The sequence below is a fragment of the Acidobacteriaceae bacterium genome (assembly GCA_028283655.1).
GTDB lineage: Bacteria > Acidobacteriota > Terriglobia > Terriglobales > Acidobacteriaceae > Granulicella.
In genome coordinates this window covers 2,031,237-2,049,747 of record JAPWKE010000003.1, presented here as the reverse complement: position 1 = coordinate 2,049,747, position 18,511 = coordinate 2,031,237, and the positions used below count along the sequence as shown (strand labels likewise).

Below are 18,511 nucleotides of genomic sequence, written 5' to 3'. Positions count from 1 at the left end.
CGGTGAAGATGCAATCTGCTATCTTCCGAAGCCACCGCCGCCGCGCAGGCCGCCCATTTGGGACATGAGGCGTTGTTGCATCTTGCCGGCGCCGCCGGGGGTGCCCATCGTCTTGAACATCTTCGACATCTGGGCGTGTTGCTTCAGGAGGTTGTTCACCTCGCTGACCTGAACGCCAGCGCCCAGCGCGATGCGCTTGCGGCGGCTGCCGTTGATGATGCCGGAGTTGCGGCGTTCCTTGGTCGTCATCGAGTTGATGATCGCCTCGACGCGGTCGAACTGCTTCTGGTCCACCTGTGAGGCAGCCTGCTGCATGCCCTGGAACGGGCCGACCGAAGGAAGCATCTTCAGAATGCTCTGCATCGAGCCGAGCTTCTTGATCTGGCGTAGCTGCTCGCGGAAGTCTTCGAGCGAGAAGCCGTCGCCGGAGAGCGCCTTCTTGGCAAACGCGGTGGCCTTGTCCTTATCGAGCTTCTCCTCCGCGCGCTCGAGCAGCGTGGCGATGTCGCCCATGCCGAGGATGCGCGAGACGATGCGGTCCGGGTGGAAGGGCTCGAAGGCGTCAGGCTTTTCGCCCGTGCCGAGGAACTTGATCGGCTGGCCCGTGATGTTGCGGATCGACAGCGCAGCACCGCCGCGGGAGTCGCCGTCCATCTTCGTCAGCACGGAGCCGGTAATCTGCAGCAGATCGTTGAAGGCCTTCGCGGAGTTGACCGCGTCCTGGCCCGTCATCGCGTCGGCGACGAAGAGGATTTCGCTCGGGTTCAGCTCTTTCTTGAGCTGCGCCATCTCGTCCATGAGCGCTTCGTCGATGCCCAGACGACCAGCGGTGTCGACGATCAGAACGTCGTTGGCGAAGTTGCGGGCTTCGCGGAAGGCTTCCTTGGCGAGGCGAAGAACGTCAGCTGTGCCGCTGGTTTCAGACAGCTTGCCTTCATAAATTTGCACGCCGACCGTTTTGGCCACAACCTTCAACTGCTCACGCGCAGCGGGGCGATAGACGTCGACGGAGACGAGCAGGGGGCGGTGGCCGCCCTTCTTGAGCCATGCGGCAAGCTTGCCGGTGGTGGTCGTCTTACCGGAGCCCTGCAGGCCCGCCATCAGGATGACGGTCGGGGGCTGCGCGGCAAATTTGAAGCGTGCGGTGTCCTTGCCGAGGACCTCCATGAGCTCGTCGCGGACGATCTTGACGATCTGCTCGGCGGGGCTCAGCGAGGTGGCGACTTCAGAGCCGAGCGCCTTGGCGCGGATGTGCTCGATGATGTCGCGCGCAACGTCAAGGTTGACGTCGGATTCGAGAAGGGCGACGCGGATTTCGCGCAGGGCGTCGTTGATGTTCTCGTCGGTAAGGGTGCCCTGGCCGCGGAGGTTTTTGAACGAGCGTTGGAGTTTGTCGGAAAGTGCTTCAAACATGGCTTGTTCAGTTTACAGGTGGATTCGCGGTGGAAGCTGCGGCAGGGTGAGGAAAGCCTCGACAGCCCGCTAAGGTTTCGCCACGGGAGCCTCTGCGGGCTTGGCCGGATCGGCTGCGGGCGTCTCCGGTTTGGTGGCATCTGGCTTTGCCGCGTCGGGTTTGGGCGTCTCGGCTGCCGGTGCGTCGGTGGGCTTTACCTCGACAGGCTTATCGGCTGGAGTCTCCACGGGCTGTGGCGTTCCCTTGGCGGGAATGGCGAAGGGGTCTTGCAGCGAAGGGGACTGCCAGGTCATGAGCTCTGCACCGCGGTCGGTGATGAGCATGTCATCTTCCAGCCGGACGCCGAACTTGTTGGGCAGGTAGATGCCCGGCTCGTTGGAGAAGAACATGCCGGGGACGAGCTTCTGCGGGTTGCCGCCGACGAGGTAGGGCCACTCGTGCATCGCCAGCCCGATGCCGTGGCCGACGCGGTGCTGGAAGAACTGATAGCCGGGCCCGTAGCCTGCTTTTTCGATGACCGAACGGGCAGCGGCGTCGATCGCGCGCATCTCTACGCCCGGGTGAGCGGCGGCCAGAGCGGCGGACTGCGCGTTCCGGACGATCTCGAAGATCGTGCGCTGCTCATCGGTAGGAGTGCCGTAGACGAAGGAGCGCGTGATGTCCGAGGTGTAGCCGTCGACGGTGCAACCATCGTCGAAGCAGACCATCTCGCGCTCGTGGATCATCTGCTCTTTGTTGGAGCCGTGGGGCGTGGCCGTCGCCACGCCGACGTTGACCGAAGCATCGCCTTGAACGCCACACCGTTCATAGGCTTTGGCGATGAGCGCGGAAACCTTGCGGTTCGTGTCGCCGGGGGCAGAGGACAGGTACACGGCCTTGTATACGTCGAAGGTGATCTGGTTGGCCAGTCGGAGGAGCGCGATTTCGGCGGGCGATTTCAGCGAGCGCTGGCCTGCCGTGACGGGGGTTGCGGAAGCGATCTTCAGCGCGGGACAGGCCTGCGCGATCATGTTCGTCATGCCGTAGGGCGTTTGTTCTTCGACGCCAAGCGTACCGGCGGTCACGTTGACTTCAGCAAGCGCGCGACGAAGGATCACGAACGGATCTTCGTTCTCCTGCCAGAGGTAGGTGATAGTGGTTTCGCGCTCCGGAAACTGCAGCAGCAGGTCTGCCAGGCGGTCACGCTCAAAGAACGGGCAGATGATCAGCGGCGCAGCCGACTGCGGGATCACGTAGGCGAAGAGCCGCTCCGAAGGCCACCATTTGGCGCCGGTGTAGTAGCGCAGCGAGGGCCCGTTGGTGACGAGGATCGCATCGAGCTTGTACTGCTTCATCAACTCGCGTGCGAGGTCGAGCCGGTCGTTGCGCTCGTCGATCGTGATGGGGACGATGTCTTTGCTGCGGTCGGTGAGCGCGGCGATGGATTCAGGGAGCTTGGGCTCTTCGCAGGCGGTTGGCTCGGCGGGTTTCTCCTGCGCGTGCAGTGCAAAGGCTGGGGCAGTGGCGGCGGCGGTGACGAGAAAGCGGCGACGAGACAGCATGAACAGATTGTAGGGCGTCGGCTTGTGTGCCGACGCCCGCATGTTGGTCTAGCTTGCTGTGGTGGATTTGCCTTGCGCGGAGTCGGAGACCTCTTTCCACGCCTCCGCTTCGGCAAGCCGCTTCGCGAAGACCTGCTGGGCCTGCGGCAAACCGTCGCTGCCCAGGATAAGGCGTAGCGGCGGGTTTTCCTCGTCAACGAGTTTGAGGACAGCGTCGGCCGTGGCTGCCGGTTCCCCTCGCTGCATGGTGGCGAGGTGAGAGAAGACGCCCTGACGGACAGAGGCGTACTCCTCCATCGGTGTGCCCAGCTTGCCGGACTGCTGTCCGCCAAACTCGGTCGCGTACGCTCCCGGCTGGACGATCGAGACCTTGATCCCGAAGGCTGCAACCTCCAGCGCGAGACTCTCGTAGATGGCTTCGATAGCCCATTTGGTCGACGCGTAATAGCCGATCAATGGCATGGAGGCGAGGCCAAGTGTGCTGGAGATGCCCAGCACGTGGCCGCTGCCTTGTGCCCGCAGAATGGGCAGAACAGCGCGAAGGATGTGAACGTTCCCAAGAACATTGGTACCGAAGATGGCCTTGATCTCTTCGTCAGTGGCCTCTTCGATGGTGGCGACCAGGGGGTAGGCCGCGTTGTTGACGACGACGTCGAGGCAGCCGAATGTCTCATGTGCCTGGGCGACGGCGGCGTTCACTTGTTCCACGTTATAGACATCGGCGGCGAGAGGAAGGACGGCTTCGCCGAAACGCTCGACGAGAGGAGCGAACTCAGCGGTGGAACGGGCAATCGCGGCGACTTTGTCTCCGCGCAGGAGGGCGGCCTCGGTCCAGACGCGGCCCATGCCGCGTGAGGCTCCAGTAATCAGCCAGGTTTTCATAGTCAACATCCCTATACTTGGAGTATTGAGTGCACTCGATGGTTAGAGTACCCTCCAATTTGAACAGTGTCTAGATTTATCTGAACACCGTATAGATTTTCTTATTGACCATGCCAAAGAAGCGAACGACATACCATCACGGGGATCTGCGGTCGGCTTTGATTGAAGCTGCGGACGCTCTCATTGCGGAGAGCGGTCTTGAGGGCTTCTCCTTGCGTGCGGCGGCGCAGCGTGCGGGTGTCTCTCCTGGCGCGCCGGCGCACCACTTTGGTTCGGCGAAGGGCTTGCTGACAGAGGTCGCGCTGCTGGCGTTTGCGCGTGCGGACGAAGTGCTGCTTGCGGCAGTGAAGCAGGATTACGCAGAGAATGTGCGGTCGTTGTCGTATACGTTCGTGAAGTTCGCACAGGAGTATCCCGGGCATTTCCGGTTGATGTTTCGTCATGACCTGATTGATCGTACGGATGCCCGGTACAAGGAAGTGACTGAGCGTGCGGGCAAGCGGCTGGCTCATGCGATTGCTGTGTATCAGGGGAAGAATGAACTCGACTTCTCGAAGTTCGAAGATGCCGCTGACGAGTTTGCGGGGCTGGCGCTCTTGCATGGCATGGCCGACATGGTGATTGCAGAGAAGACCGGGCATTTATTTCCGCGGAAGAACTCGGCGGAGTTTGTGAAAAAGGATCTGCCAAAGGTGCTGGAGAGGATTTATCCCGATAAATAGGAGGTTCCAATGGAAACGGTAGCGGAGTTGATTAGCGCGAAGATTCTGGGATTGGGTGATTGGCGTGGAGAGATGTTGGCGCGAGTGCGCGAAGCGATCCTTGCGGTTGGCCCAACGATTGTCGAGGAAATCAAGTGGCGTGGGGTGCCTGTTTGGTCATGCGACGGGATTCTCTGCACGGGAGAGACCTACAAGGCTGTGGTGAAGCTGACGTTCGCGAAGGGCGCATCGTTGCCGGACCCGGCGAAAATGTTCAATGCAAGCCTTGAGGGGAGCGTCCGGCGGGCTGTCGATCTGCGAGAAGGGGATATGTTGGACGTGAAAGCGCTGCAGGCTCTGGTGCGTGAGGCGGTTGCTGCGAATGGTGCTGCGAAGGCGAAGAGAAAGAGGCGCTAGCGGAACGCATCGCTTCCATTGGAAGTTCCGATGAATCGGGTTCGAAGAGCAGCACATCCATCAAGGTATCGCCTGGTGCGTGTGAGGAGAGCTTGTGAAGGTTGGAGCGAAGTGGATGGCATTGGTTCTGGTGGCAACGGCAGGCAGCGCTACGCTCAGGGCACAAGCGAAGTCTGAACCTGTGACCGTGGTGAGCCATGTTGACATCAAGCCGGACGCGTATCTGCCAAAGGCCGTAGAGACGGCGGAGTCGTTGTTGGACGCGGAGCGTATGGCGACAAAGAAGGACGTAGGTCTGGTGTCGTACGGTGTGTATGAAGAGGTTGGCTCGAGCAATCACTTTACGATCGTGGAGACGTGGCGCGACCGCACAGCGTATGACCGGCACGTGGGGTCGGACCATACGGTAGCGTTCCGCAATAAGGTGCAGCCGTTGCTAGGTGGACCGTTCGATACGCGCGTGCATACGACTCTTCGGTAAACAGAAAAGGGGGTTTTGCCATGCGGAAGGTACTCGTTCTCGGTTTACTGGCTTTGATGTGCGGTGGCATGGCGTGGGCGCAGGGTGCGGCGACAGATGCACCTGCGTATGGTCCAGAACTCCAGGGCTACGAGTATCCGTACCCGGTGCAGCAGTTCAATTTCTCCTCGCAGAAGCAGGCAATGCATATGGTCTACATGGACGTTAAGCCTGCTGTGGCGAACGGCCGGGTGGTGGTCCTGCTGCACGGCAAGAACTTCTGCTCGGCAACGTGGAAAGGCTCGATCGATGTCCTGTCGAAGGCTGGCTATCGGGTGCTCGCTGTGGACCAGATCGGCTTTTGTAAGTCGACGAAGCCGGAGAACTACCAGTTCACCTTTCAACAGTTAGCGAGAAATACTCACGCCTTGCTCGATTCGCTGGGGATTGCGAAGGCGACGTTGATCGCTCACTCGACCGGTGGGATGATTGCGATTCGTTATGCGCTGATGTACCCGGCTGCGACGGAGCAGTTAGTGCTGGTCGATCCGATTGGTCTGGAGGATTGGAAGGCAAAAGGCGTGCCTTCTATCTCGGTCGATCAGTGGTATCAGCGGGAGTTACAAACAAGCGCGGAGAGAATCCGTAAGTACGAACAGGCGACGTACTACGCAGGCACATGGAGTGAAAACTACGAGCCCTGGGTGCAGATGCTGGCAGGGATGTATCGCGGCCCCGGCAAAGAATTAGTCGCGTGGAACTCGGCGCTGCTGTACGACATGATCTACACGCAGCCGGTCTTCTACGAGTTCGAGCATATTGCTGTACCCACATTGCTGATGATCGGCGATAAGGACAACACGGCGATCGGCAAGGACTTAGCGCCTGCCGCGATTCGCGCGCAGTTAGGGAACTACCCTGTGCTGGCGAAGCAGGCGATAGCGAGAATCCCCGGTGCCAGATTAGTGGAGTTTCCCGCGCTCGGTCATGCTCCGCAGATCCAGGACCCGGTGGCCTTTCATAAAGCGTTGCTCGCAGGGTTGAGTCAGCTTTCTCGCTGAGTCGTTGGCAGCCGCGGTGTGGTCCCTATCGGGACGCCGCTCGGTCAGAGAATCCCTGGACTCCGACCATCTCCCTGGCCACGCGTGTCTGGTTGCGGCCAGCCTGTTTGGCTTCGTAGAGCGCGGCGTCCGCAGTTTCTAGAAACGGTGCGCTGCTCATGCCGCGGTGCACCTTCGTGGTGGCGATACCGATGCTGACGGTCAACCGCTGAAGAGGCGATGCCTCGTTGATCAAATTACATTCCCGCAGCGCTGAGTGCAGGCGTTCGGCAACGGTGCTTGCTCCCGTGGCGTTCGTGCTCGGCAGCATGACGAGAAACTCTTCGCCACCGTAGCGGGATGAGAAATCCATATCGCGGTTGATCTGTGTCAGCAGTTGCGCAAGCGCGCGAAGGCACTCATCGCCGTACGCGTGGCCGTGCTTGTCGTTGACGCCTTTGAAGTAGTCGACGTCGATCATCAGAATGGAAATCCACTCGTTATGGCGCGCCGCACGCTCCCACTCGCGCTCCAGCACCTGGGCCAGGTGTCGGCGGTTGGAGATGCCGGTGAGGTGGTCGACCAGCGAAAGCTCTTCAAGCCTGGCGTTGGCGTCGAGCAGTTGTTGCTCCTGCCGCTGGAGTCGTTCGCGGTCGAGAACAAACCTCGTCTGGATCACGCCGGAGTGCAGTCCCTGTAGCACCATGGTGAGCAGCATGACGATGCTGGCGATGGCGAGGTGTTGCGAGGCGACCGAGACCCCAAGCGCGAAGACGCCGCAGGTGAAGAGCATGGGGCAGAGGCTTTGCAGAAAGAGACGCCACCGAGGCGCGGCTTTATCCGTTGCGTTGTCGACTTCGTCTGTGGGCATCTTCAGCGCGCGCCATCCGAGGAAGAGAAACGGCAGGGTGAAGACCAGATCGAGCGGTGTGCCGACCTGCAGATGGTAGAGCCGTGAGACGTAGTCCACGGTGGCTTCCGCAGGCATATAGAGCGCGAAGTAGAGCCACAGTGCGCTAAGCGTGCGTTTGTCCTCCGGCACCGTGGCCGACAGATACCGCAGCGAGACGGTGAGGAACAGGACGAGGAACTCAATGTCGTAGAGCGCGCTGACGCCGCCCGTCGAGGCGTTGACCGGCATCCGGAAGATGCGGACGTAAATCAGTCCCGTGGCCAGTACGGATTGCAGCGCATTCAGTACGCGAACGCTGGGAATATTACGCGTTGCCGGTGTGCTGGAGGCTCCGAGCAGCAGCGGGATCGCGACAAGAAAGAAGAGGTAGTCGGCAAAGGTGGGCGTAGTGTTGTTCGCCAGTTGCGTGACGTGCAACTCATTCATCTGCGCCGTTGACCACAAGACCAGTCCAACGGTGATCCAGTACCACGCAGACCGGTGCCAGCGCTCGATCTGCTGTGTGCGCCACAGAATGCAGGCGGCCGCCAGAAGCGGTGCCAGGCCGACAATAAAGCTGAACAGAACGAAGTGCCCGCGCAGCAGCAAGAGGATCGTAAGATGCACTGCAGCGAAGGCTGGAATCGCGCAGAGCAGCAGTTTTTGGGTTACCTGGCCGGCTTTTGGAGTGGATATCATCCTGGGGGTCTGCAGACGGTCGCTTTTGAAGCAACTCTCCTGATGGTCTTGATCGGATTAAGGCTTTTCTACGAGAATACCGGTCTGACCGGAGAAAAGTTCTCCCACTTTCGTTTCACGAAGACGGGTGCGCGATTAGCGTGGTGGCAGGTTTGAGCAGGGTTGCGTGCCATTGATAGCATCAGCCTGCGAAAATAGATGCATAGGAGATGCCGGATGAACGCTAGCGAGTATGCAGCAGGAGCAGGGCTGGGCGAAGTGGTGGGAGCGATTGCCACGGCCTGTACAGAGATTGCCGGACGAATTCGACTGGCAGGACTGAGCGATGTCTACGGCGCGGTGGGCGCGGTGAACGTGCAGGGCGAGCAGCAGCAGAAGCTGGATGTCTTCGCCAATGACGTGCTGATCTCAAAGCTTGGCGCGGTGTCGCAGGTGGCGGCAATCGTGAGCGAAGAGGATGATGCTCCGGTGGTCTTCAACCATCCGAACGGCGCGTTTGTGGCGATCTTTGATCCGCTCGATGGCTCGTCGAACATTGATGTGAACGTGAACGTGGGCACGATTGTGTCGATCCAGAAAGTGAGCGGCGACGCGACCGCGACAGCCTTGCAGCCGGGCACCGCACAGGTTGCCGCGCTGTACGTGGTCTATGGCCCGTCGACGGTGATGCTTCTGACGACCGGTAACGGCGTGGCAAGCTTCACGCTGGATGGCAAGGGCGAGTTCGTGTTGACCTCCAAAGACATGAAGATGCCGGAGCAGGGCCCGTACTACTCGACCAACGAGGCGAATGCGGCGAGCTGGCCGCAGGTCTACCGCGAGTACGTGCAGATGCTGATTGATAAGAAGCTGAACGGCAAGGCATACGGTGCGCGGTACATCGGCTCGCTGGTGGCGGACTTCCACCGCACGATGCTGAAGGGCGGCGTCTTCCTGTATCCGCCGACCGACAAGACCCCGAAGGGCAAGCTGCGGCTACTGTATGAGGCCAATCCGCTGGCGATGATCGCAGAGCAGGCAGGCGGCGCGGCGGTAAACGGCGCGACGCGGATTCTTGAGGTGCAGGCCGAGGGCGTGCATGAACGTACACCGCTGGTGGTGGGTTCGAAGGCGGAAGTAGAAGCGTTGCAGCGCATGGTTCAGGAGCAGAAGTAACAGTGGCAGCGGAGAGGCTTTACTACACATCGTCGCAGCTCGAGTTCGACGCCGAGATTGCGGAAATTCAACTGGTCTCGAAGGACGAGCAGGGGCAGTTCTGGCGTGTGGCGCTGAACGAGACGGCGTTTTATCCCACCGGCGGCGGTCAGCCCCACGACACCGGCACGCTGATTGCGATTGCGAAGTCCGGCGCGGTGCTTGAGGTGCCGGTCGAACTCGTCGAGGAAGACGATGCGGGCGAGGTCTGGCACTACATCCGCAAGCCGCTGGTCGAAGGCACGGAGATTCAGGGCCGTGTCGATTCGGCGCGGCGTATCGACCACGAGCAGCAGCACTCGGGGCAGCACCTGCTGAGTGCCATGTTCCTTCGCGAGCTGGGAATGGCGACGGTGTCGTTCCATCTGGGTGCGGAGTCTTCGACGATCGACCTGGACACGAAGGAGCGGCCCACGGACGAGCAGTTGACGCTGGTCGAGAACGCCGTAAATCGTGTCGTTGCAGAAGGCCGTCCGGTGATCGTCAACTGGGTGCAGCCCGAGTACGCCCAGGAGATGCTGTCGCGCGGCGATCTACGCAAGATTCCCGATCGCCCAGGGAGAATCCGCATCGTGCAGATGCAGGGCGTGGAGTTCAACGCCTGCGGCGGAACCCATGTGTCCAACACGGGCGCAATCGGCGGCGTGCTGGTGCGGAAGCTGGAGAAGGTGAAGCAGGGCTGGCGAGTGGAGTTCTGCTGCGGCGTCCGTGCAACAAAGGCCGCGCGAAGGGACTACCAGACACTAACTGCCGTAGCGAAGACGCTGAGCGTTGGAGCCGCAGATGTTCCAGCACGCGTGGCAGCTTTGATGGAGGAGAAGAAGGCTGCCGCGAAGGAGTTGAAGAAGCTGCGGGCGATGTTGCCGGAAGCGGCGATTTAGCTGATCGCTAGAGTTTAGAAGACGCCTGCAGGCTGATGCCTGCAGGCGTCTTGGCTTTCTTGAGGTTCATAATGCCGTGCTCTACGGGAATAGTGAGCTTTCGGCTGTAGGTGCGTTTCGCGTCGGGTCTTTCAGCGTCAGACAGGCTGAGTTGGATCAGAAAGTCGAAGTCGTCGCCGGTAAGAAAGAGACGCTGGTTCATTGAACTCTTACCGTCTTTGGTCAGGAGCTTGAGCCGCGGGAGGTCTTCGTCGGTATTGATCTCAACGCCTTTGATTCTTAGCTGCTGCATGAGTTCTGTGTCGGTGCCGAGTTGAAGCAGCAGGGCGTCACTGGCGGGTCCGTCTTCTCCAAAGGCGACAAAGTGTGCTCCGTCATAGTGACCGTTGTTGTCGTGGGAGACTTCGATCAGGCTCGTATCTGGGCCGGTTTGGCGGGAGCTGGTGACGTAGAGCTTGTGTCCGTTGCGCACGCTGAAGTAGGTGCGCCGAAAAGCAGAAGCGCAGCAGGGGAAGATGTCGACGCGAAAGAGTTCGGTTTGAGGCACAGATTCTCCCTGATTGCCTTCCGCATGGAACGACCAGAGTGACGGTTCGCTCTTTCCAGCCACAGGGTACGCTGTCACAGTGACCGAACCTCGTGAACCGTCGACTTCCTCGCTCCACTCTTTGTGGGTTTGGACCGCGAGCAGGCGATGGTCGTAACCATTTCCGTCGGGTTTCACGAGCGGGACGTACTCAAGGTTTGTGTTGTCGGTGACGAAAAAGTTCACTCCGTCGATCTTTTGGATCTGCGCGGTGGAGTCTGCATGGGACGCGTTGGATTGCGCTGAAATGGCTTGTGGAAGCAGGTTGCAGAGCGCAAGGACGGAAATGCAAAAGACGTTTTGCAGAGCGATAGATTGTCGCTTGTGTGGCATCGCCACTACCCTACTACAGTGGCTGAGTTTTGCGATGTCGTGTTGCCGGTCCCTATGGACCAGAGCTTTACCTACGCGCTGAAGGGTGCGGAGGCAGAGATTGGCGCGCGTGTGCTCGTTCCCTTTGGCGGGCAGAAGCTGATGGGAGTGGTGGTGGCGGTGCATGACACGCCGCCTGCCGAAGGCATCGAGGCCAGGCCGGTGGAGCGCGTCATGGACGAAGAGGCACTGCTCTCGGATGAACTGATGGAGCTTGGCCGGTGGGTCGCTGGCTACTACTGCGCGCCGCTCGGCGAGGTGCTGCGCGGCATGATGCCGCTGATGGCCGAAGTACGGCGGCAGTGGACGTACCGCATGGGCGAGCAGGGGAGAAAGGTGCTTTACGAGGCAGCGCGTGGGGCTTCGCGACGTTCGCGGCTCACCGTCGAAGAGCAGAACCAGGAGTATGCCGTCCTCAACTACCTCGAGGCTGGCGATGCCGTAAAGCCTGCGACGATTCGTTCGGCAACCGGCGCGCGCAAAGCGTTGCTCGATGGCATGGCACGCAAGAAGTGGCTGGTCCGCGAAGCGTTGGCTGAGGTGCGCGACGCCCGTCGGCTGGAAAAAATCGCCGTTCTCGTGGAGCAGGGCACAGGTGTTGGTACAGACGAAGACGCCGGAAGCCAGACCGCTGAAGGCGGCAAGCGCTTACCGAAGCTGAACGAAAATCAGCTCGCCGCGATGGCAGAGCTGGCTGGGGCTGGCGGGCGTGCGGTACTGCGCGATCTGCGCGATCGGTTGGAGCGGGCCGGTGTGCCGGAGTCCACGCTGACGACGCTGGTGAAGCGCGGGTTGGTGCGGATCGACGAGCAGGCCGAGGCGTTTCACGTCTCCGGGCTCGGAGCGTTTGGCAAGAAGTTCGCCCATGAGCACTCGCTGAACGAGTCGCAGACCGAAGCACTCGCCACGATTGTGGCTGCCATGGAAAAGGGGCAGGCCGCGAAGGCTGATGATCAGGGCGAGAGCATCGGTAAGGGCTTTCACCCGATGCTGCTCTACGGCGTCACCGGTTCGGGCAAGACCGCGGTCTACGTGGCCGCGATGCAGCGGGCGTTGGCAATGGGGCAGAGCGTCCTGCTGCTGGTGCCGGAGATTGGGCTGACGCCTGCGATGGCCTCGACGATGGTCGCAGCGTTCGGCAGCGAGGTCGCGTTGCTGCACTCCCAGCTCACGCCGGACGAGCGTGCCGAGCAGTGGCACCGAATCCGTCGAGGCGAGGCGCGTGTCGTCGTAGGCACGCGTTCTGCAGTTTATGCGCCCATGCCCGAGCTGGGGCTCATCCTCGTCGACGAAGAGCACGACGCCAGCTATAAGCAGGAGGAGACGCCGCGTTACCACGGTCGCGACGTAGCCGTGATGCGCGCAAAACTGCGCGGAATCCCCGTGGTGCTCGGCTCGGCGACACCGTCTCTGGAGAGCTGGAACAACGCCGAGCGCGGCCGCTACGAGCGCATCGAGATGCGTCAGCGCGTCGGCGGACGCCCCTTGCCCAAGGTCGAAATGGTGGACATGCGTGAGGAGTTCCGCACCACCGGCCAGGAGCAGATGTTCTCCTCCAAGCTGATCGAAGAGACCCAGAAGACGCTCGATCGCGGCGAGCAGGTCATCATCCTGCTGAACCGGCGTGGCTACTCCTTCGTGGTCATGTGCCGGAAGTGCGGCGAGAAGATCGAGTGCGAAAACTGCGCGATCTCGATGACGTATCACAAGCACGGAGAAGAGGATTCGAACGGCGGCGAAGCTCGCGTGGGCGAACGGCTGGAGTGCCACTACTGTGGCTTTCGGCGCGGCGTGCCGTCGCATTGCCCAAAGTGCGAGAGCGACCACCTGTACTACATGGGCGCAGGCTCGCAGCAGGGGGAAGAGAAGCTGCAGGAGCTGTTCCCCGGCGCTCGCATCGGTCGTATGGACCGCGACACGGTGCGGACGCGCGGCGACATGGAGCGGCTGCTCTCACGACTTCACTCGGGCGAAATCAACCTGCTCGTCGGCACGCAGATGATCGCGAAGGGGCATGACATCCACGGCGTCACGCTCGTCGGCGTCGTTGGCGCGGACTTTGCGTTGAGCCTGCCGGACTTCCGCGCAGCGGAGCGTGTCTTTCAGCTTCTCGCACAGGTCAGCGGCCGCGCCGGGCGTGGTGAACTGCCGGGGCGCGTCCTCGTACAGACCTACCAGCCCGACCACTACGTCAACGAGTTCGCCCGGGAGCACGACTTCACCGGCTTCGCCGCGCGGGAGATGTACTTCCGGCGTCAGATGCGATATCCGCCTCTGGCCGCCCTGGCGAACGTGGTCGTGCAGTCCGAGCAGTTGGAAGAGGCGCTGGACATCGCCGCCCGTCTGGGGCGTTTCCTGCTGCCTGCAAAGTCCGAGGGAGTGCGCGTGCTGGGGCCCGCCGCGGCTCCGCTGGCGAAGGTGAAGCGGATCTATCGCTACCATCTGGTGCTGAAGTCAGAGCGTCGCGACACGCTCCAGCGAGTGCTGAAGGCGATGCTCGCGTGGATGGATGTCGAGGGTATTCCACGGCGCAACGTCGTGGTGGACGTCGACGCGCTGCGCCTGATGTAACGCCGTCTTTACCAGTGATGCTGCTCCAGGAACGCAAGCAGGCTGGCGTGCTGGATGGGCTCAGGAACGATGCTGAGCAGCAGCACGACTGCCGTGCAGAAGGCGATCCACTTCATCGTCGGCGTCACGGGGCTGCGATCCTTCAACATAGGTTTGCGCAGCGCCGGAACCAGCAGCATCACCACCCAAAGAAACCAGCCAATGAAGCTCGTGATCGTAAGCAGCACAAGAGCCAGCATCGTCGCTGTAGTCGCGGCTTTGTGCACACGGGGCGAGAGCGCGAAGACGATGTGTCCGCCGTCGAACTGGCCCGCGGGGATAAGGTTCAGCGACGTGATCAGCAGGCCAATCCAGCTCGCAAACAGCACAGGATGCCAGAGCAGCGGGCCGTTCCTCGCAAGATGAGCCGGATGCAGCACGCGTTGAAGCAGAACAAAAAGCAGCGGCGAGTTGAGCTGAACGAGATACTCCGGAGCTGCCGCCGCCGGGACCGAAAGCCGCATCCCCAGCGCGCTCGTAAGGACCGCCACCACGAACCCGCAGATCGGCCCTGCCGCGCCGATACCCAGCAACGCCTGTCGGGTACGCACTCGCTGTCGCAGCCGGATGACGGCCCCGGCGCTTCCGCTGAGCGACGGCATCGGGATCATGAACGGCAGCGTCGCGCCGACGCCGTAGTAGCGACAGGCGAAGTAGTGGCCAAACTCATGCGCCAGCAGAATCGCCAGCAGTGTCAGCGAGAACGGAAGCCCCTGCGCAAAGCTGTGGAGGTTTTCTGCGATCCAGCGAAAAGGGAAGAGGTCGGCTTCGCTGGCCAACGGGAAGCGTCCATGGCGGAAGTTCGCCATGTACCGCATCCCGATGCACGTTGAGGTGCAAAGGGTCAGCAGGCCCAGAGCGGCCTGCGTTGTGAGCATTGCTGATGAGGATTTTCGTCCCTGGCGAAGGGCACGAGCAGACGCCTTTGCAGCGTTCGAGAGGGTTTCCATACGGATTAGTGGAGCTACCTCACGCGCTGAAGATGTCTGGCAAGCCCTGCGGACAAGGCTTGCTGAGAATCCCTAATCGAGCAGGTGGAGCTCCTTGCCGGGCTTGAAGCGAACTGCCTTTCCCGGTGCAATGGAGACTTCGGCCCCCGTGCGCGGATTGCGTCCGACGCCCGTTTTACGCGGCTTTACGGTGAAGACACCAAAGCCGCGAAGCTCGATGCGTTCTCCTCCGGTAAGTGCCTTCTTCATCGCTTCGAAGATGGCATCTACGGATGCCTCGGCTTTAATACGAGGAAGACCGGTGCGGTCTACCACGCGCTGTACGAGATCCTGCTTGATCAAAGGGGTCGCCTTCCTTTCCGGAGCATGCACGACGAGGGTGCATGTGAGGGAGCGATGTACGCCCGGTAATCACGATGGTAGGTGAGCCCATTTTCGATTGTCAATGTAAGCCACAGGAGTTTGCGATAGGCTCATGTGCAAAGCCCGACTTCCTGCGTAAGCAGGTACCCTAAGCAAATGTCAGACACACCGGGCATAGCCGTGGTGTGCGAGGAAAATGCATGGCGATCAAGAGCGATAAGTGGATCCGGCAGCAGGCAACTGAACACGGCATGATCTCGCCGTTCAGCGAAAAGCAAGTACGCGAAGGCGTAATCAGCTACGGGCTCTCCAGCTATGGCTACGATCTGCGCGTCTCCGACGAGTTCAAGATCTTTACCAACGTCAACTCGGCGATTATCGATCCGAAAAACTTCGATGAACGCTCGTTTGTCACCGTAACTTCGGACAGCGTCATCGTTCCGCCAAACTCGTTCGCCCTCGCCCGCTCGGTGGAGTACTTCAAGATTCCGCGTGATGTGCTCACGATCTGCGTCGGCAAGAGCACCTACGCTCGCTGTGGCATCATCGTGAACGTCACGCCGTTTGAGCCGGAGTGGGAAGGCTACGTGACGTTGGAAATTTCAAACACTACGCCGCTGCCCGCCCGTGTCTATGCCAACGAAGGCCTGTGCCAGATTCTGTTCTTCCAGAGCGATGAGCAGTGCGAAGTCAGCTACGGCGATCGCAACGGCAAGTACATGCGGCAGCACGGAATCGTTCTGCCAAAGCTCTAAGTCAGCTACGTTGCGGCTCGGCAGAGATCGATGAAGCCAGCACCAGTAGATGTTCGAATCGATCGATGAATCCCTCGGGTGTGCAATGGAAGAGAGTGCCAGGCAACGTGTCGGTGTAGTGGCGGTCGACCCCATGCGTGCGGTCGGGCTGGAATCCATTCTGGAAGAAATTACTGGGCTGGAGATTGTTCTCCTGCGGCTTGAGGAACTCGTTTCTCATCTGCGGAAGCTGCAGGCCTTGGTGCTGGACGCCAGAGCGGCAGGCGCTGGTCTCAACGATCTGCTTGCGCGTCTGCGGCGCGAGGCTCCCATGCTTCGAGTCATCGTGGTCGGCGAAAGCGTTGACCAGAAGTACGTCCAGACCATCATCGGCACCGGTGCCAGAGGGTACTTACTGGAAACCGCCAGCGAAGCGGAGTTCCGCATGGCGATGGAAGTCGTTCTCGACGGCTCGGTATGGGCTCCGCGCAAGGTCCTGGCCCGCCTGATCGATGCTGGCGGCGTACAGGGAAGCGGTGCCGGCGTGGCCGAACCGGTTGCTTCCCTGATGACCCCGCGCGAAAAGGAAGTCCTCCATTTGCTGAAAGATGGGCGCACAAACCGCGATATTGCCAAGCTTCTCGGCATCGACGAAACCACGGTAAAGGCCCATTTAGGCCGAATGTTGCGCAAATCCGGCTCTGCAAACAGGGTGGAACTGACCCTTCGGGCGATGGAGCAGGAGCAGGTAACCAGCTAACGAAGGTGGTAACGCAGGTCTACAACCATTAGTACCCTTGTCAATGATTACGAAAGGCGTCACTATGGTTTCAGTACAGACCTGGGAGAAGCGGGGTTGTGAAGCGCGGTGACGAGTCGCGGTTCACAACCCCCATTTTTTCTTTTGCGGGCAGGATGCATTTTTTTTACTTCCGTAGCGTGGTGCACACAACCAGCGTGGGATGTTCACCATCAGAGAAATTGGCTACGGAAATTTTAGAAAAAGGCTCCGGCCGAAAAAGAGAGGGTTTGCGATGAAAAAGTTTGTGGGTGCAATTTGTGCGTTGGCTATGAGTGCCGCGCTGGTTCCGGCTCAGGCGCAGGATGCGAAGCTTGGGGACCGTCTTGATAACGCTGCGAACGTTCTGACTGAGATCATGGCTTCGCCGGACAAGGGCATTCCCCAGTCGATCCTTTCGGGTGCATACTGCGTGGTTGTGATTCCGGCATACAAGAAGGGCGCTTTCATCCTCGGCGCACAGTATGGCCGTGGCGCGGCAACCTGCCGTACGCCGGGTGGCTGGTCGGCTCCCGTGATGGTGAAGCTGACAGGCGGAAGCTTTGGCTGGCAGATCGGTGGTCAGTCGACTGATCTTGTCATTGTCGCGATGAACAAGAACGGCTTGCACCACATGCTCGCCAACAAGTTCAAGCTGGGTGCAGACGCTGCTGCTTCGGCAGGCCCCGTGGGCCGCAACGCCCAGGCTGGTACGGACTGGAAGCTCAACGCTGAGTTCCTGACCTACTCGCGTTCGAAGGGTCTCTTTGCGGGTATCGATCTTGACGGCACGGTTCTCGACGACGACGGCGACGATATGCGTGCAGAGTACGGCGCAGACCTGCCCTTCGCTCAGGTGTTGGCTGGCAAGCATGCCACCCCGCCGAACGCTCGTCGCTTCGTGCACACGGTTGCCAAGTACTTCGTCATCTCGAAGGTTAACCAGTAAACCAATCGTAAGCACTATCCAACAAGGGCAGCCATTATGGCTGCCCTTGTTGCGTTTTTGAAGGCAAGGCTTGCGTACACTGATAGCTGTTTGAGCGAGACGAAGAACAAGCAGAAGAGTAAAGGCCGCGACGGCGAAGGCACGCTTCGCGAAGCGGCCGAGTATTGGGCGTTGCGCGCTCTGGTAGGCGGTGTGGGCCTTCTGCCGCGTGGAGTCGCTCGGGCTGTGGGTGCGGGGCTGGGAGCGGTAGCGCTGAAGTCGTCTTCCCGGCTGCGACGCGTGGGCATGCGCAACCTCGAGATCGCCTTTCCTGAGAAGAGTGAGACGGAGCGCGACCAGATTCTCCGCAAAGAGTTTCGTTCCCTCGGTTGGCAGGTTGCTGAGTTCTGCAAGATGAGCGGTTATACCCGCGAAGCGGCGCAGAAGTTTGTGCGCTATGACGAGGGCATGGAGCGTTTTCTCGCCGCAGAGGCCAAAGGCAAGGGCGTGCTGGTGCTGACCGCGCATCTGGGGGCGTGGGAACTTTCAAGCTTCTTCCACTCGCTGATGGGGCATCCCATGTCGATGGTGATTCGGCGACTGGATAACCCACGCGTAGACGCCTTTGTGGACCGTATCCGCTCGCTGCACGGCAATAAAGCGTTGCACAAGGACGACTTTGCGCGCGGTCTGCTTTCGGCGATGAAGCGTGGCGAGACCGTTGGCATTCTGATGGACACGAACATGACGCCGCCACAGGGTGTGTTCGTGCCGTTCTTCGGGCACCAGGCCTGCACCGCCTCCGGGTTGGCACGCGTAGCGATGCACTCGGGCGCAGCGGTGCTGCCGGGCTTTCTGGCATGGCACGAAGACGAGCAGAAGTATGTGCTGCACTTCGGCCATGAGATCGAGTTGTCGCGCACTGGCGATAGCGACGCCGACATCGTGGCCAATACGGCGAAGTTTACCGCGACTCTGGAGCAGTATATCCGGCAGTATCCGGAGCAGTGGTTGTGGGTGCATCGGCGCTGGAAGACGCGGCCTGCGGGCGAACCGTCGTTGTACTAAA

General features: G+C 60.6%; 19 protein-coding genes. 12 read left to right on the top strand and 7 right to left on the bottom strand.

Annotated features, from left to right (window positions below; all coding sequences use genetic code 11):
* Positions 1-18: 18 nt before the first annotated feature.
* The 3 genes from ffh to PW792_11485 form a co-directional block, all read right to left on the bottom strand.
* Positions 19-1,413 (bottom strand): signal recognition particle protein, encoded by a 1,395-nt coding sequence (gene ffh / locus PW792_11495; protein ID MDE1162553.1) that lies wholly within the window; start codon positions 1,411-1,413, stop codon positions 19-21.
* A gap of 69 nt (positions 1,414-1,482) precedes the next feature.
* Positions 1,483-2,997: a M24 family metallopeptidase gene (locus PW792_11490; protein ID MDE1162552.1), complete on the bottom strand. Its 1,515-nt coding sequence runs from the start codon at positions 2,995-2,997 to the stop codon at positions 1,483-1,485.
* 6 nt (positions 2,998-3,003) lie between these two features.
* Positions 3,004-3,837 (bottom strand): SDR family NAD(P)-dependent oxidoreductase, encoded by an 834-nt coding sequence (locus PW792_11485; GenBank protein MDE1162551.1) that lies wholly within the window; start codon positions 3,835-3,837, stop codon positions 3,004-3,006.
* Between the two features lie 110 nt (positions 3,838-3,947).
* Here PW792_11485 and PW792_11480 point away from each other — a divergent pair, with 110 nt between their 5' ends.
* From PW792_11480 to PW792_11465, 4 genes are all read left to right on the top strand, one after another.
* Positions 3,948-4,559, top strand: coding sequence for a TetR/AcrR family transcriptional regulator (locus tag PW792_11480; GenBank protein ID MDE1162550.1), 612 nt, complete (start codon positions 3,948-3,950; stop codon positions 4,557-4,559).
* A 9-nt stretch (positions 4,560-4,568) separates the two neighbouring features.
* Positions 4,569-4,955 carry a DUF1801 domain-containing protein gene (locus tag PW792_11475; protein MDE1162549.1) on the top strand — a complete coding sequence of 129 codons (387 nt, stop codon included), beginning with the start codon at positions 4,569-4,571 and terminating at the stop codon, positions 4,953-4,955.
* Between the two features lie 115 nt (positions 4,956-5,070).
* Positions 5,071-5,436 carry a putative quinol monooxygenase gene (locus PW792_11470; GenBank protein ID MDE1162548.1) on the top strand — a complete coding sequence of 122 codons (366 nt, stop codon included), beginning with the start codon at positions 5,071-5,073 and terminating at the stop codon, positions 5,434-5,436.
* A gap of 20 nt (positions 5,437-5,456) precedes the next feature.
* The gene (locus PW792_11465; protein MDE1162547.1) at positions 5,457-6,476 is read left to right on the top strand and encodes an alpha/beta hydrolase; all 1,020 of its coding nucleotides are present in this window, start codon (positions 5,457-5,459) and stop codon (positions 6,474-6,476) included.
* Positions 6,477-6,501: 25 nt separating this feature from the next.
* Here PW792_11465 and PW792_11460 read toward each other — a convergent pair whose 3' ends face one another.
* Positions 6,502-7,974 carry a GGDEF domain-containing protein gene (locus PW792_11460; GenBank protein MDE1162546.1) on the bottom strand — a complete coding sequence of 491 codons (1,473 nt, stop codon included), beginning with the start codon at positions 7,972-7,974 and terminating at the stop codon, positions 6,502-6,504.
* On the opposite strand from PW792_11460, the gene PW792_11455 reads away from it, so the two are divergent.
* From PW792_11455 to PW792_11445, 3 genes are read left to right on the top strand one after another with little or no spacing between them, the layout of a single operon-like run.
* Positions 7,969-8,202, top strand: coding sequence for a hypothetical protein (locus tag PW792_11455; GenBank protein MDE1162545.1), 234 nt, complete (start codon positions 7,969-7,971; stop codon positions 8,200-8,202). The genes PW792_11460 and PW792_11455 overlap by 6 nt on opposite strands.
* A 60-nt stretch (positions 8,203-8,262) precedes the next feature.
* On the top strand, positions 8,263-9,201 hold the full coding sequence (fbp, locus tag PW792_11450; protein ID MDE1162544.1) for a class 1 fructose-bisphosphatase: 939 nt from the start codon (positions 8,263-8,265) through the stop codon (positions 9,199-9,201).
* A 2-nt stretch (positions 9,202-9,203) separates the two neighbouring features.
* On the top strand, positions 9,204-10,121 hold the full coding sequence (locus PW792_11445; protein ID MDE1162543.1) for an alanyl-tRNA editing protein: 918 nt from the start codon (positions 9,204-9,206) through the stop codon (positions 10,119-10,121).
* A gap of 7 nt (positions 10,122-10,128) precedes the next feature.
* Here the strand turns inward: PW792_11445 and PW792_11440 are convergent, their stop codons facing one another.
* Complete coding sequence (locus PW792_11440; GenBank protein ID MDE1162542.1) at positions 10,129-10,893, bottom strand: hypothetical protein; 765 nt, start codon at positions 10,891-10,893, stop codon at positions 10,129-10,131.
* Positions 10,894-11,058: 165 nt separating this feature from the next.
* Between PW792_11440 and priA the strand changes: the two genes are divergently transcribed.
* Entirely contained in the window at positions 11,059-13,650 is a 2,592-nt protein-coding gene (gene priA, locus PW792_11435; GenBank protein ID MDE1162541.1) for a primosomal protein N', read from the top strand.
* An 8-nt stretch (positions 13,651-13,658) separates the two neighbouring features.
* Here the strand turns inward: priA and PW792_11430 are convergent, their stop codons facing one another.
* Together PW792_11430 and PW792_11425 are read right to left on the bottom strand one after the other, a co-directional pair.
* Positions 13,659-14,498 (bottom strand): site-2 protease family protein, encoded by an 840-nt coding sequence (locus PW792_11430; GenBank protein MDE1162540.1) that lies wholly within the window; start codon positions 14,496-14,498, stop codon positions 13,659-13,661.
* Between the two features lie 213 nt (positions 14,499-14,711).
* Positions 14,712-14,981 (bottom strand): integration host factor subunit beta, encoded by a 270-nt coding sequence (locus tag PW792_11425; protein ID MDE1162539.1) that lies wholly within the window; start codon positions 14,979-14,981, stop codon positions 14,712-14,714.
* A gap of 221 nt (positions 14,982-15,202) precedes the next feature.
* On the opposite strand from PW792_11425, the gene dcd reads away from it, so the two are divergent.
* From dcd to PW792_11405, 4 genes are all read left to right on the top strand, one after another.
* The gene (gene dcd, locus PW792_11420) at positions 15,203-15,757 is read left to right on the top strand and encodes a dCTP deaminase (GenBank protein MDE1162538.1); all 555 of its coding nucleotides are present in this window, start codon (positions 15,203-15,205) and stop codon (positions 15,755-15,757) included.
* Positions 15,758-15,806: 49 nt separating this feature from the next.
* Positions 15,807-16,496, top strand: coding sequence for a response regulator transcription factor (locus PW792_11415; protein MDE1162537.1), 690 nt, complete (start codon positions 15,807-15,809; stop codon positions 16,494-16,496).
* Positions 16,497-16,770: 274 nt separating this feature from the next.
* Positions 16,771-17,463 carry a lipid-binding SYLF domain-containing protein gene (locus tag PW792_11410; protein ID MDE1162536.1) on the top strand — a complete coding sequence of 231 codons (693 nt, stop codon included), beginning with the start codon at positions 16,771-16,773 and terminating at the stop codon, positions 17,461-17,463.
* A 90-nt stretch (positions 17,464-17,553) separates the two neighbouring features.
* A complete protein-coding gene (locus PW792_11405) occupies positions 17,554-18,510 on the top strand; it encodes a lysophospholipid acyltransferase family protein (GenBank protein MDE1162535.1) in 957 nt (318 codons plus the stop codon).
* The last annotated feature ends 1 nt before the right edge of the window (position 18,511 follow it).

Bases quoted from the DNA above. Each gene is read 5' to 3' on its own strand.
- PW792_11465 (MDE1162547.1), top strand. From the start codon at position 5,457: ATGCGGAAGGTACTCGTTCTCGGTTTACTGGCTTTGATGTGCGGTGGC.
- PW792_11490 (MDE1162552.1), bottom strand. From the start codon at position 2,997: ATGCGGGCGTCGGCACACAAGCCGACGCCCTACAATCTGTTCATGCTG.
- PW792_11485 (MDE1162551.1), bottom strand. From the start codon at position 3,837: ATGAAAACCTGGCTGATTACTGGAGCCTCACGCGGCATGGGCCGCGTC.
- dcd (MDE1162538.1), top strand. From the start codon at position 15,203: ATGGCGATCAAGAGCGATAAGTGGATCCGGCAGCAGGCAACTGAACAC.
- PW792_11480 (MDE1162550.1), top strand. From the start codon at position 3,948: ATGCCAAAGAAGCGAACGACATACCATCACGGGGATCTGCGGTCGGCT.
- ffh (MDE1162553.1), bottom strand. From the start codon at position 1,413: ATGTTTGAAGCACTTTCCGACAAACTCCAACGCTCGTTCAAAAACCTC.
- PW792_11455 (MDE1162545.1), top strand. From the start codon at position 7,969: ATGCACTGCAGCGAAGGCTGGAATCGCGCAGAGCAGCAGTTTTTGGGT.
- PW792_11430 (MDE1162540.1), bottom strand. From the start codon at position 14,498: ATGGCGAACTTCCGCCATGGACGCTTCCCGTTGGCCAGCGAAGCCGAC.
- fbp (MDE1162544.1), top strand. From the start codon at position 8,263: ATGAACGCTAGCGAGTATGCAGCAGGAGCAGGGCTGGGCGAAGTGGTG.
- PW792_11470 (MDE1162548.1), top strand. From the start codon at position 5,071: ATGGCATTGGTTCTGGTGGCAACGGCAGGCAGCGCTACGCTCAGGGCA.
- PW792_11415 (MDE1162537.1), top strand. From the start codon at position 15,807: ATGTTCGAATCGATCGATGAATCCCTCGGGTGTGCAATGGAAGAGAGT.
- PW792_11475 (MDE1162549.1), top strand. From the start codon at position 4,569: ATGGAAACGGTAGCGGAGTTGATTAGCGCGAAGATTCTGGGATTGGGT.
- PW792_11410 (MDE1162536.1), top strand. From the start codon at position 16,771: ATGAAAAAGTTTGTGGGTGCAATTTGTGCGTTGGCTATGAGTGCCGCG.